General features: G+C 71.6%; 10 protein-coding genes. 7 read left to right on the forward strand and 3 right to left on the reverse strand.

Annotated elements, in window-relative coordinates; all coding sequences use genetic code 11:
- The first annotated feature begins 130 nt into the window (after positions 1 to 130).
- Complete coding sequence (locus ACGFIQ_RS22055) at positions 131 to 838, forward strand: Crp/Fnr family transcriptional regulator (RefSeq protein ID WP_393246361.1); 708 nt, start codon at positions 131 to 133, stop codon at positions 836 to 838.
- A gap of 125 nt (positions 839 to 963) precedes the next feature.
- Here the strand turns inward: ACGFIQ_RS22055 and ACGFIQ_RS22060 are convergent, their stop codons facing one another.
- Entirely contained in the window at positions 964 to 4077 is a 3114-nt protein-coding gene (locus tag ACGFIQ_RS22060) for a CHAT domain-containing protein (protein ID WP_393246363.1), read from the reverse strand.
- A gap of 95 nt (positions 4078 to 4172) precedes the next feature.
- On the opposite strand from ACGFIQ_RS22060, the gene ACGFIQ_RS22065 reads away from it, so the two are divergent.
- Together ACGFIQ_RS22065 and ACGFIQ_RS22070 are read left to right on the forward strand one after the other, a co-directional pair.
- Positions 4173 to 4574: a hypothetical protein gene (locus ACGFIQ_RS22065; protein WP_393246365.1), complete on the forward strand. Its 402-nt coding sequence runs from the start codon at positions 4173 to 4175 to the stop codon at positions 4572 to 4574.
- 60 nt (positions 4575 to 4634) lie between these two features.
- Positions 4635 to 5024 carry a hypothetical protein gene (locus tag ACGFIQ_RS22070; RefSeq protein ID WP_393246367.1) on the forward strand — a complete coding sequence of 130 codons (390 nt, stop codon included), beginning with the start codon at positions 4635 to 4637 and terminating at the stop codon, positions 5022 to 5024.
- 109 nt (positions 5025 to 5133) lie between these two features.
- Here ACGFIQ_RS22070 and ACGFIQ_RS22075 read toward each other — a convergent pair whose 3' ends face one another.
- Entirely contained in the window at positions 5134 to 5361 is a 228-nt protein-coding gene (locus ACGFIQ_RS22075) for a 2TM domain-containing protein (RefSeq protein ID WP_393246369.1), read from the reverse strand.
- Between the two features lie 152 nt (positions 5362 to 5513).
- Between ACGFIQ_RS22075 and ACGFIQ_RS22080 the strand changes: the two genes are divergently transcribed.
- Positions 5514 to 6311 (forward strand): alpha/beta fold hydrolase, encoded by a 798-nt coding sequence (locus ACGFIQ_RS22080; protein WP_393246371.1) that lies wholly within the window; start codon positions 5514 to 5516, stop codon positions 6309 to 6311.
- Between the two features lie 20 nt (positions 6312 to 6331).
- Complete coding sequence (locus ACGFIQ_RS22085) at positions 6332 to 7630, forward strand: MFS transporter (RefSeq protein WP_393246373.1); 1299 nt, start codon at positions 6332 to 6334, stop codon at positions 7628 to 7630.
- 234 nt (positions 7631 to 7864) lie between these two features.
- Here ACGFIQ_RS22085 and ACGFIQ_RS22090 read toward each other — a convergent pair whose 3' ends face one another.
- Complete coding sequence (locus ACGFIQ_RS22090; protein WP_393246375.1) at positions 7865 to 8587, reverse strand: alpha/beta fold hydrolase; 723 nt, start codon at positions 8585 to 8587, stop codon at positions 7865 to 7867.
- A gap of 239 nt (positions 8588 to 8826) precedes the next feature.
- Here ACGFIQ_RS22090 and ACGFIQ_RS22095 point away from each other — a divergent pair, with 239 nt between their 5' ends.
- On the forward strand, positions 8827 to 12030 hold the full coding sequence (locus ACGFIQ_RS22095) for an ATP-binding protein (RefSeq protein WP_393246377.1): 3204 nt from the start codon (positions 8827 to 8829) through the stop codon (positions 12028 to 12030).
- Positions 12031 to 12119: 89 nt separating this feature from the next.
- Positions 12120 to 12641, forward strand: a complete 522-nt coding sequence (locus ACGFIQ_RS22100; RefSeq protein ID WP_393246379.1) for a monooxygenase family protein — start codon at positions 12120 to 12122, stop codon at positions 12639 to 12641.

Raw genomic sequence — 12641 nt, forward strand, 5'->3', positions numbered from 1 at the left:
GGGATTCCACGTCAACTCCCCTCGTCAGGTAACGCATCCGGTCCTCTGCGGGTATTGCATCCCGGCCCGACGAGGGGTATTCCGGGGAAGGACGGGTTCTCGCCCGGTCCACCCCCGAGGAGGCCCGGTCATGTCTGCCGTACCGCTGGACGTCGACGCGGTCTGGGCGAAGGGGTCGTTCCTGGACCGGCTCACTCCCGCCGACCGCACGGAGCTGCTGGCGCTCGGCGTGACCCGCACGGTCTCGCCCGGTCGACGCCTGCTGACCGAAGGAGCACGGGACACCCACGTCGAGGTGATCCGGCGCGGCTTCGTCAAGATCACGACGAGGGCGGACGGCGCGGACCGGCTGCTGGCGATCCGCCTGCCTGGCGATCTCGTGGGAGAGTTCGCCGCGATCAGCGGTCAGGGTCGCTCCGCGACCGTGACGACCTGCGGGGAGGTGGTGTGCACAGTCATCCGGCAGGCCGATTTCCTCCGCTTCCTCGACCGGCGCTCCGCGGTGGCCGCGCAGGTCACCGCGACGGTCGGCCAGCGCCTGCGCTGGGCGAACGACCGCCGGGCCGAGTTCGCCGCCTTTCCGGTGCACGTACGGTTGGCCCGGGTGCTCGCCGAGATCGCGGCGAGCTGCGGCTGGACCAACGACGACGAGCTGGTCATCGGTGTCGAGCTGAACCAGGCGGAGCTGGCCACCCTCGTCGGCGCGGCGACGGACACCACCCAGCGGGCGCTGCGCACGCTCCGCGCGCAACGGCTGATCCGCACCGGGTACCGCCGGATCGCGGTGCTCGACCTGGCCGGTCTGCGCGCGCTCGCCGCCCACGGCGAGCCGCGGTGACGCCGGCCGGTCGCCCGAGGCGTGTCGCGACCGTCGACAGTGTCGACGCGACAACCCGACCCCACCCGCGGCGCGGTGCGACCGCGGGCAGGCAGTCCGCGCCCGCACGGTCGCGGCGGGCTGGGTCAGGCACCGGTGTACGCGAAGGCCGCCCAGTACTCCGGATCCGTGTACGGGTGGTCGCCCGGCGCCCCGGACGGCTCGACGTCGGGTAGCAGAGCGGTCAGGTCGGCCCGGGTAGCGGTGCGCAGCCACTGTTGGGCGCGGCTCAGCGCGACGGCCGGCTCGTCCCCCTCCCGACACCACAGGTGATAGAACGCGGTCATCAGGTACGTGGTGGCGAGGTCGTCGACTGCCCAGGCGGTCGCGATCACCCCGGCGAACCCGAGCTGGATCAGGGCCGACGGCAGCCCGACCACCTCGTTCGGCAGGGCGAAGCCGCTGACGTTGGTGTCGCAGGCGGAGAGCACCGCCAGGCGGCGTCGGCCCGGCACCAGGGCCCGGCGCAGTTCCTCCAGGGTGACCTGACGGTCGGCGAAGTACAGTCGGCTGTCCAGGATCGAGCCGGGTTCGGCGGAGCCGTGGCAGGCGAGGTGCCACACGGTGTGCTCGTCGGCCGCGGCGCGAAACTCCTCCCACGTGCAGGCGTGGCTCGGTGCCGTCGGCCTCCCCGTCCACCGGCGCACGATCTCGGTGGTCTCTCGGGCCACGTACCGCAGGTGGCCACGAGGGTCGACCCCGTGCCCGTCCGGCACGTCCAGGACGAGCAGCCTCTGCTCCTGGCCGGCCAACTCCCGGGCGACGTCCCGGCAGCGCCGGAGGGCACGAGCGTTGGGTGCGTACCGGATCGCGGAGAACTGCCCGACGTGGCGCCTCCCGGTGGCCACGTCGTCGGGTGCGTCCGGCTCGCCGGCAGCGTGCAGCGGGAGCAGATTGAGCAGGCCGACCGGCACGAGGGTGACGATCCGACCTCGCGCACGGAAGAGGACGACGTCACGGACCCCGCCGGCCCACAGGGTGTGCAGGGCCTCGGTCATCGGGTTGGCGCTCGTCTGCCCGAACGCCGAGAGGTCACGCACCCCGGCAGGCTTCTCGTCCGAGGTCGCGAAGCGGCGGAGACCGGTGGTCGCCTCGGTCTCGGGCAACAACCTGCCGACGAGCCCGGCCACGGTTGCTCGATCGAGCTTGGGCAGGTCGACGTACTGCGGATCGTGGCGTGCGGCGACCACGAGCGCGTACCCGCCCGCCTTCGCCGCGGCGAGGTAGACCAGAGCGCCGTCGCCGGTCTCGGCGATGACGTCGTCGTAGTCCACCGCGAGGACCAACGGGTCCGCCCCGGTCACCGCGGCGACGCGCTGGGCGACGCCACGCAGGTGGGCCCAGGCCGGCCGGAGTTCGGCGGACGGCTGACGTTCCCGCTCGTCGAACTCCTCGATCGCACGTCCGTACTCGTCGGCGAGGTCGGCACGACCGGCGGCGAACAGCCGATCGATCACCGCCGTGTTGTCCCGTCCCAGCACCTCGGTCAGACCCACGGCCCGCCCGCTCTCCAACGCGAGAACGGCCTCCCGGTACCGCCCGGTCCGGGCCAGCCAGTAGCCGGCCTCCTCGGCGTACTCCTGGGCGGCGGCCAACACCCGTCGCTTCGCGCGGGCGCCGTACCGCGCCGCAGCGTCCTGTGCCGCGAGGGCGACCAACTGCTGGTACGCCTCGGCGGCGAACTCCGAGACACCGGTGCCGGCGGCCCACTGCGCCCATGCCGCGGCCAGCCGGGCTCTCGCCGGGGTGCTCCAACCCCCGTTCACCGTGTCGCGCCACGCCCGGTGCCGTTGCTCGTCGTCGGGGCGACCGGCGAGTGCGTCCCGGGCGACACCCGCCTCCTGGAGCAGGAGCTGATCGTCCGCATCGTGGCGGTGCCGGCGACAGCGGCGGCGGATCAGCCGAACCGCCTCGTGCACGTCGTCGGATGCCTGACCGGACGGCGTCTCGGGCCGCAGCGCTCGCCACAGCAGCAGCCGGGCCAGGCCGGGGTCGGCCGGGGTGGTGCGTCGCCACCAGCGCAGGCCCGCCCGCCGACCGGCTCGGCAGCGCTCGATGCCCACCTCAAGGTCGTTCGCGTCGATCCGCACCAGGAGCAGGCCGATGGTGGCGAGGAGCTGCGGTCGCAGCCGACGGGCGAGCCTGTCGTCCGCCCGTACACCGCGCTCCAGCTCGCCGACTGCCGCGTCCAGGTCGCCGACCACGACCTGCCGCCGCCCCCGCAGCAGCTGGGTGAGACCGGACGAGGTGCCGGCGCGGTCCAGGTGCCGGACCAACTCGTCGAGCGGACCGGTGTCGTCGTGGATCTCCGCGATGGTGATCGCCGCGTCGGCGAGTGTCACCGCGCGCCTCGGATCGAGGTCGGAACCGGCGGGAATGTCGTACGGGTCGTCCGGGACACGGGGCCCTGCGCCGAATGCCAGCGCCGACGAGACGGACGGAAGGCCAGCCAGGGCAACTGCCGACGACCGGCGGCTGCGCACGATGGTCGCCCGGGTGCCATCGAGCGCGCGGATCTCGGCGACGCGACGAAGTCCCTCGTGCTGCTGGTGGATCAGCACACCCTCGATGCGGCCCGCGACGTCGCGCATCGCGTCGTGAAGTTCCGCCTCCCGCGGATGACCGATGGAGGACGGGCACTCCAGCAACACGATGCACATCGACACGAAGGTGCGCGAGATGGTCCGCCGGGTGTTGTCGTCATCGACGTCGCGGGTGTCGACAAGCGGATAGCACTCCAACACGTCGTCCATCGCGGGATCGAGATCGGCGAACGCGGCGGCGAGCCGCACCATCTCGAACATGGACGTCGTCGTCATCCAGAAGCCGTCGGCCTCCGGCCACCGCGGTGGCCTCGCCCGGCGGTACGCCCGCCACGCCCGGTCCGCCGCCCGGCGATCGTCGCGGAAACACGCCTCCTTGTACGCCCAGACATGCTGCTCCAGTCGCGCCATCTCCCGCACGTACCGGTCCGCGCTGTGCAGGCTGTGCTGGATCTTGTAGCCCCTGGCCTCGTGCGCCCACGGCTCGTCGAAGGTGGCGTCGGCCGGCCTGCGACACTCCCGACACGGGTACGGCCAGGACGGCGGCGCCGGCCGGTCACCGGTCCCACAACCGTCGTTGTTGCACTCCCAGCCCAGCACCCGCGCCTCGGGTGGCGCGAGGTACCCGTAGGAGGTTCGTGGCGGCCGTCGACCCACTGCCGAACCGTCCTCTCGCCGAAGCGCCAGACACCGCGGACTCCTCCGGCGGCATCCGCCCTGTCCTGACGGACAGCGGTCCGTCAGGACGCGGCATGGGCGTCTTCAGGCGAGCACCTCGATCCCCGTTCCCCGACGACATGTTCGGTTGGCTGGAGGTCTTCGGCCGGTACGAGTTCGACGCGCACGGCAGCGGCATCGACGGCGGCCCTCTGTGGCAACGCGTCGCGCAACTCCACGGGTACGCGACAAGCGACCGGGAGGGCTTTCTGGCCGAGCTACAGGCCCTCGTGGCGACAGACCAGGGCGGTTTCGCGACGTTCGGCGCGGCCCGCCTCGCCTGGGAGATGTACGGAAGTGACGTCCTCGGAATTCCCGCCGCGCTCCCGCTGATCGACGGCGGCATCGAGTTCAAACGGTCGCGTGGCCTGCCGACCGCCATGTTGACCGGCTACGAACTGCAGCGTGTCGACCAACTCCGCCAGCAGCGTGGTTGATTTTCCTCCCGTGGTCGCTGATGACCGTGTCGATTCGTCAGTCCAGAAAGGGTGGCCATTGTGGAAACGGTTCTCTGTCTTGCCGTCGTAGCAGGTCTGGTCGGCTTCGCCGTCTGGCAGCTTGCCCAGACCCGCAAGGCGGTCGCGACAACCACGACCGAGACCGCGTACGACCCGGCGGAGGCCGCCCAGATCGTGCGCGACGCGTTCGGCGGTGTCCGCGCGGTGCTGTGGACCACGGCGAGCGGGCCGGGCACGATCAACATGCGCCGGCGTGGCATCCACGGCGGCATCACCATGTCCGTCACCATCACGCCGCGCCCGGCCGGCGGCTGCCGGGTCGCGATGTGGGCCTCGGAAACCACCGTCTTCTTCGGTTTCCTGGTCAACTTCGCCGGTGAGGTCAACCGCCGCAAGACCGTGATCGGCCGTCTGCTGGAGGCCGGGTAACAAACCCTCGGCCCGGCTGACGACCCGCACGCGTCTGCCTTCGGTCGGTGTGCGCACGCCGGCCGCGCCCTACCGGCCGCGGGGACGAACTCCAGGAGGAACGACACCTTCAGCGCCCCGGGTGGGGCTGCCCCGCGCGGTGCGATCCGGCCAGGAATCTTCTTGTCGCCCAGACGTGGAATGCCAGTCCGACACCCCAGCCGAGGATCGACCACACCGGCCAGAAGAAATGGTCGGGCGTGGCGAACCACCACACCACGATCTGGGCCGGGTTGGCGATCACGTAACTGAGAACGTGGAGCCGCAGGCCCAACGTCATGGCCGCTTCGCTCTTCATCGACGTCATGATCGCAGATTAGGTCGACGGACTTGACGAAGACGGAATTGGTCGACAAATCGGCCGGCGGCATCGTTCAGTGCTCGTCAAGTAATGCGATCTAGGTTGGGCCGCAATCACGACCGAGAACGATTATCGAAAGGTCCACCTCAATGACGACAACTCGTCGATCGTTGCTTGCTGGTTCCGTTGCCGCCGCGACCGGCGCCGTGCTCGGGGCGCCCGCCGCGCAGGCCCACCCCCGACCCGGTGACCAGCCCAGGCCCACTGTGGTCCTCGTGCACGGCGCCTTCGCCGACGCGTCCGGCTGGAACGACGTCGCCACCCGGCTCATCCGCGAGGGCTACCCGGTCCTCGCACCGGCGAACCCGCTGCGCGGCGTCGCCTCCGACTCCGCCTACCTGGCCAGCGTCCTCGCCACCCTGGGTGGCCCGATCGTCCTCGCCGCGCACTCCTACGGCGGAATCGTCACCACGAACGCCGCGGCCGGCAACCCGAACGTGAAGGCCCTGGTCTACGTGGCCGCGTTCGCGCCCGATCAGGGCGAGACGCTGCTGGGTCTCCAGACGAAATACCCGGGGAGCAAGCTCAGTGAGGCGGCACTCGACTTCCGGCTGTACGCGGAGGGCCTCGTCGACGGCTACATCAAGCGGGAGTTCTTCCGGGAGGTGTTCGCGGGTGACGTGCCGAAGGCGACCACCGAGCTGATGTGGGCCGGGCAGCGGCCGGCCGACGCGCGCACCCTCGGGGAGCCCTCCGGCGCCCCCGCGTGGAAGGCCATCCCGTCCTGGTATCTCGTCGCCCGCAACGACCAGGTGCTGCCGGCCGCGGCACAGCGGTTCATGGCGCGGCGGGCCGGTGCCCAGGTCCGGGAGGTTGGCGCGTCGCACGTCGCGATGATCTCGCAGCCCGCCGTCACGGCCGACCTCATCAAGCGCGCCGCGCGCTGACGCGACGCGGTCGCGACACGATGCACCAGCACGCGTACGAAGGCCAGTGCACCGCCGAGGAGGCTCGGCACGCCTCCACGAAGCCAACGATCAGACATCCGAAGCTGACGTTGCTCGCGTTGGCACTGGGCACCTTCGCGATCGGCACCGGAGAGTTCGGCAGCAACGGCATCATCCAGCTCTTCGCGTCCGACCTGGACGTGTCCATCCCCGTCGCGACGTACGCGATCACCGCCTACGCCATCGGGGTGGTGCTGGGCTCCCCGGCGATCATCCTGCTTGCCGCCCGGGCCAACCGGCGCACTCTGCTGATCGGCCTGATCGTGCTGTTCCTGGTCGGCAACGGGCTCTCCGCGCTGGCGCCGAACATCGCGCTGCTCGTCGTCTGCCGATTCGTCGCCGGCAGCGTGCAGGGCGCCTTCTTCGGTGCGGGAGCCGTCGTCGCCGCCTACGTGTACGGGCCGGGCCGCGGCGGCAAGGCGTTCGCCACCGTGATGGGCGGCCTCACCGTCGCCACCATCGCCGGATCACCGCTGGGCACTCTCATCGGTCAGAGCGTGGGCTGGCGCGCCACGTACTGGACGGTCGTCGCCGTCGGTCTGCTTGCCGGCGCCGCCCTGGTCGCCTGGCTACCGCGTACCGACGACCTGCGTGGCAGTTCGGTCGCGAACGAGCTGAGAGCGCTGCGTCGGGGCAACGTCTGGCTGATGGTCGCCGTCGCGGCGCTCGGCATCTCCAGCATCTTCGCCGTCTACACGTTCATCGGCCCGTTCGTCACCGACGCCGCACGGCGGGACGCCTCGCTCATCCCGCTCGCGCTCGCCGTCTTCGGCCTCGGCATGGCGGTCGGCAACCACCTCGGTGGCCGCGTCGCCGACCGGCACGAGAACCGCGGTCTCATCTGGGGTTACGGCGCCGTGCTGGGACTCCTCGTGCTGATCGGGCTGGCCGGCGGCAACCTGGCGGTTCTGCTGCCGTGCCTGTTCGGCGTCGGCGCGACCATGATGTACGCGATCCCCACCATCCAGGTGCGACTGACCGGCTTCGCACCCGACGCCCCGACGCTGATGGGGGCCCTCAACCTGGCTGCCCTCAACCTGGCCAACTCTCTCGGCGCCATCGGCGGAGCGGTCACCCTCGACGCCGGCTGGGGAACCCTGTCCACCGTCTGGGCCGGTTTCGTCCTCACCGCCGCCGGTCTGCTCCTGTACGTCGTGGCCGTCGTCCGGCGCGCGCCGGCTCCCCCGACCGGCCCGGCTCGGCCACGACGTCGGCAGACGATCGGTTCCGGCTCGACGGGACCTGGCGGATCCGCGTGAGCGACGGCGCGGCCCGCCGCTGTCGGGGGCCCGGTCGCCGGCGGGCCGGCCCCGGCCACGTCGGCGGCCGGGCCCCCGGCTTGCCGTAGAACTTGGTGAGTTTCAGGTAGCCGGGAGCAGCTCGTGGAGAGACTGCGGGTCGGCCTGGAGCAGCTCGTGGAGAGCCTGCGGGTCGGCCTGGAGCAGCTCGTGGAGAGCCTGTTCCAGGCCGTTGCCCCGGCGGGGCCGCTGTGGTCAGCGTGCGGTCTCGTGGGCCGCCTGCTCGATCAGGGCGACCGCGGTCTCCGGGTGCGAGACGAACACCAGGTGCGAGGCGCCGTCGACCACTCGCACCGTGGCCCCGGCCCGCTTGGCCATGAACTCCTGCGTCTCCGGCGGGATGATCAGGTCCGCGCCACTGATCAGGGTGAAGGCCGGGATCGTGCTCCACGCCTGCGGCCCGGCCGCGGGCTCGCCGAATGCCGCCGCGGCGGCCGGGCGCTGTGCGATCGCGTACACCGCCGCGTCCTCGGCGGGCACGTCGGCCGCGAAGCGGGAATGGTAGACCGCCGGGTCGATGTACAGGTCGACCTGGCCGTCCGTCAGCGGCACCGCCTTCAGGGACTCGTTCACCGTGCTGCCCGGGAACCTGGTGACCAGCTCACCGACCGCCTCACCGGTGTCCGGGACGAACGCCGCCAGGTAGACGAGCGCCCGCACCTGGTCGCTGCCGGCCGCGGCGGTGGAGATGACGGCACCGCCATAGGAGTGGCCCACCAACACCACCGGCCCCTCGATGCTGCCCAGCAACGCCCGGACGGTGGCCGCGTCGGAGGCGACGCCGCGCAGCGGGTTCGGGGCGGCGACCACCGGGTACCCGTCGGCCAGCAACCGCCGGACGACCGCGTCGAAGCCGCTGCTGTCCGCGAACGCGCCGTGTACGAGAACGATCGTCGGCTTGTCTTCCCCACCCACCATGGCATTTCCCTTCGTTGATCCCTCGTGCTGTCGCGTTCGACCGTAGGCACCGGGCGTGGACAGGGACTGAACGCGCCGATCATGGGGGCCGCCGGACCGTCCAGCGCCCGTCAAGTCGACCCCGGCGCGTGGCGGCGTCGACGTGTGCGCACGGTAGAATCCGCGTGGTCCACGTACGTCGTGCAGGTGGGCGCAGGCGACGGTCGAGTCATGTCCATTCGGGGTCGGGAAGCGTGGCGGTGTCAGTCCATTCCATCCCGCCCGGCGGCGCGGAGGTGCCGGCTCGCGGGTCCTCGGTGCGCCTGCAGATCCTCGGTCCGCTCCGGTTCTGGCGCGACGGCGTCGAGCTGAATGCCGGGCCCCGGCAACAGGCCTACCTCCTGGCTCTGCTGCTGGCCCGCGCCGGCAGGCTGACCAGCACGAGCGAGCTGATCGACCTGGTCTGGGGCGATGACGCCCCCTCCAGCGCCCTCAACGTCATCCAGAAGTACGTGGGCGCGCTACGACGGCTCCTCGAACCCCAGCTTCCCGCCCGTGGCACCGGCTCGTTCCTGCATCGTCGCGGCAACGGCTATCTGTTCGCCCCTGCTCCCGGCACATTGGACCTGATCGACTTTCGCCAGCTCGTCGACGCGGGCAGGGCCGCGCTGGCGCAGCACCACCACCAGGCCGCACTCGATCACCACGTCGCGGCGCTCGACCTGTGGCGTGGCCCCGCCGGCGGCGGCATCGTCGGCGGGACAGGCGCGACGGCGGTCTTCGCCGCACTCGACGACGAGTTCCACGACGCCTGTGCGGCAGCGGCCGAACACGCGGTGGCACAGGGCCAACCGGAGCGGGTGCTTCCCGCGCTGCGACTCGCGGCATCGATGGCACCGTTCCACGAGCCCGTGCAGGCCGCGCTCATCGGAGTCCTCGGCGCCGCCGGGCGCCAGGCGGAGGCGTTGACGGTCTTCCAGACCGTCCGCGGACGACTCGCCGACGAACTCGGCATCGACCCGGGCCAGGCACTGGACGACGCACACCGGCGGGTTCTGGCGCAGCTACCGGCACCGCGGCCACCCGTCGGCACCGACGGCGAGGCGGGGGCGACCACGGCACCCGGCCTGGTCGGCCGGACCGAGGAACTCGCCGTGCTGCGGCGCACCGTCGAAGGTGCGGTCACCGGCGGCACGGCGATCGGCATCATCGAGGGAGAACCGGGCGTCGGCAAGACCCGCCTGTTGGAAGAGGCCGCAGCCGTGGCGGACCAGCTCGGCGTACGTGTCGTCTGGGGCCGCTGCCTGGAGGGCGACGGCACACCGTCGATGTGGCCGTGGGAACAGGCGCTGGGCACGATCGTCGACCAGCTACCCCCACCGGACCGGAGTCAGTGGCTCGCCAGCGAGTTGGGCGGCCTTCTCGGGCGCGGGGACGGCGCCAGCCGGGCGGTTCCCGACAGCTTTGCCCAGTTCCGGCTCTTCGAACAGGTCGTCGCCCTCGTCCGAGAGGCCTCGGCGGCACGCCCGACGCTCCTGATACTCGACGACCTCCAGTGGGCCGACGGCGCCTCCCGGCAGTTGTTCGGTCATCTGACCAGCCGGCTGCCGCAGCACACCGCCATCATCGGCGCTCTTCGTGACCGCGCGCCGGTGCTCGGCTCGGGCCTCTCCCAGGTTCTCGCCGCGGTCAGCCGGCTACCGGGGCACCGCAGGTTCCGGCTCGGCCCGCTCGGTCTGGCCGACGTCGCCGAACTCGTCCGCCACGAGGCCGGCCAGCGCCTCGACGACGCCGCCGCCCGGGACATCCACACCCGTACCGCCGGTAATCCGTTCTTCGTCCGGGAGCTGTCCCGGCTGCTCAGCGAGGGCGGCGCGCTCGGTGCCGGGTCCGCACCCGCCGGGGTTCCGTCCACCGTGCGCGACGTGGTCCGCGACCGGATGGCCGGGCTCGACGACCACGCCCGCGACCTGCTGCACGTCGCCGCGCTGATCGGCCGTGACATCGACCTGCGCCTGCTCTCCCGCGCCGCCGACGTGGACATCGCGGACTGTCTCGAACGCCTCGAGCCACTGCACGCCCTCGGGCTCCTCGAACCGGGACCGGAGGATCCGTCGTCGCTCCGCTTCGCACACGACCTGGTGCGTGAGTCGGTCTCCGAGACCACGACGAAACAACAGATCATCCGGTTGCACCTGCGCGTCGCGGACGCGCTCGAACGGACCCACGGCGACGACGAGGATGTCGCCGAACGGCTCGCGTTCCACCTGTGGGCCGCCGGCCCCCTCGCCGAGCCGGTCCGCACCGCGCAGGCGTTGACGCGCGCCGGGCGCCGCGCGGCGTCCAAGCTCGCCTTCGAGTCCGCCAACCGGCAACTGCGCTTCGCCGTCCAGGTCACCCGGGCCGCCGGCCTGATGGAGCTGGAGTTGTCCGCGCTCACGCTGCTCGCCATCGTCGTCCGGCGGCAGTCGGGGTACGACGCGTCGACGTTCGACCTGCTGGAGCGTGGTGAGTACCTCGCCCGTGTCCTCGGCCGGGAGGCGGAGGCCGCGGACTTCCTCTTCATCCGCCTGATGGGCGCGTACACCTCCATCGAGAAGGGCCGCGACAGACTGGCCCGCCGGATGCACGAAGAAGGTCAGGCCTCCTCCGATCCGACCATCCGCCGCTACGGGCGGCTGGCCTGGGGCCTGCACCAGTGGGACATCGGCCACATCGACGGGGCCTACCGGTCCTTCACCACGGAGGAGCGCACGTCTCCCGGCGGTGCCGTCGCACCGGACGAGGAGACACCGCTTCGGCGCGACGGCAGCATCCCGGGGGAAGGGCCGGGGTGGCGGGCCGTGATGACCGCGCTGCACGGCGACGTCGACACCGCGCTGGCGTTCGTCGACACCTGGGACGTGCCGGGTGATCCGTACGCGGCCTCGGTGTGGGTCTACTACACCAGCATGATCGCGTCCATGGCCGGAGACGCGGCCGTGGCACGACGGGCTGGTGAACGGTGGGTCTCCGCCGGCCTCGGTCGCCTCGGTTCCCAGATCGACCACTACATCCGGCAGAGTTGGTGCTGGGCCCGCGCCCTCACCGGCGACGACCCGGCCGGGGCCGCGGCCGAGGCCGAGGAGCTACTGGTCGCCAACCTGCTCGACCCACCACAGTGGGGTGTCGCCTTCCACCACGCCCTGATCGCCGAGATGTGGCTGGCGGCCGACATGCCCGAGCAGGCCGGCGCCGCCCTCGACCGGGCGGACCAGGCCATCTGGGACTACGGCCAGCGTTACGCCGAAGGGCTTCTCCTGCTGCTCAGGGCGCGGCTGCTACAGGCACGCGGAGAGCACCTCGCCGCGGTCCGGGCGGCAGACGAGGCGCACGCCCGGTGCACCGCGACCGGAGCCCATCTCTTCGCGCGACGCGCCGAACGATTCCTCGCCGAACGCGACGAGACGCTACCCGGGCGCTGACGCGGCCCCGTCCAGTTCCTGTTCCGTGCCTGTTCCGTGCCTCTGCCTAGCGTTGGCCCCGTCACATTCCCATCCGAGGGGAGCCCGCGGTGCACACCAGCGTCAATCGGCAGACTGTCGACCTGTCGTCGTATCCGGACCTCGTGGTCGTCTATCTGGGCATGCGCGTCAACCGGCTCTACGGCCTGCGGACGCTGCTGGGCTACGGCCCGCAGATCGGCCGATCCGCGACCGACAAGCCTGAGGGCCTGCTCCAGCACGAGTCGCTGCTCTGGTCGCTCTTCCCGATGCACGTCGGCATCCGCCAGTACTGGCGGGACCTGCCCGCACTCCTGTCCTGGGCACGCTCGGAGCCGCACCGACTCTGGTGGCGCAACTTCCTGCGCGACAGCGGCGGCACCGGCTTCTGGCACGAGACCTACCTGCTGCGCGGAGGGATGGAGGCGGTCTACGACGACATCCCGAAGCGGCAGGGCTTCGCCGCCTTCGCCCCCGTGCAACCGGCACGTGGGCCGCTGTTCGGTTCGGCCGCGCGGGTCGGGCGACCGGAGGACACCATCGCACCTGTCGTCACCGAGGAGGAGCTCTACACCCACGAAGCCGGCAGCTGA

The organism is Micromonospora sp. NPDC048898, from assembly GCF_043198035.1.
GTDB lineage: Bacteria > Actinomycetota > Actinomycetes > Mycobacteriales > Micromonosporaceae > Micromonospora.

Excerpts from the sequence above, each read along its gene's own strand:
- ACGFIQ_RS22075 (WP_393246369.1), bottom strand. The coding sequence starts at position 5,361 with ATGAAGAGCGAAGCGGCCATGACGTTGGGCCTGCGGCTCCACGTTCTC.
- ACGFIQ_RS22055 (WP_393246361.1), top strand. The coding sequence starts at position 131 with ATGTCTGCCGTACCGCTGGACGTCGACGCGGTCTGGGCGAAGGGGTCG.
- ACGFIQ_RS22090 (WP_393246375.1), bottom strand. The coding sequence starts at position 8,587 with ATGGTGGGTGGGGAAGACAAGCCGACGATCGTTCTCGTACACGGCGCG.
- ACGFIQ_RS22065 (WP_393246365.1), top strand. The coding sequence starts at position 4,173 with ATGGGCGTCTTCAGGCGAGCACCTCGATCCCCGTTCCCCGACGACATG.
- ACGFIQ_RS22080 (WP_393246371.1), top strand. The coding sequence starts at position 5,514 with ATGACGACAACTCGTCGATCGTTGCTTGCTGGTTCCGTTGCCGCCGCG.
- ACGFIQ_RS22085 (WP_393246373.1), top strand. The coding sequence starts at position 6,332 with ATGCACCAGCACGCGTACGAAGGCCAGTGCACCGCCGAGGAGGCTCGG.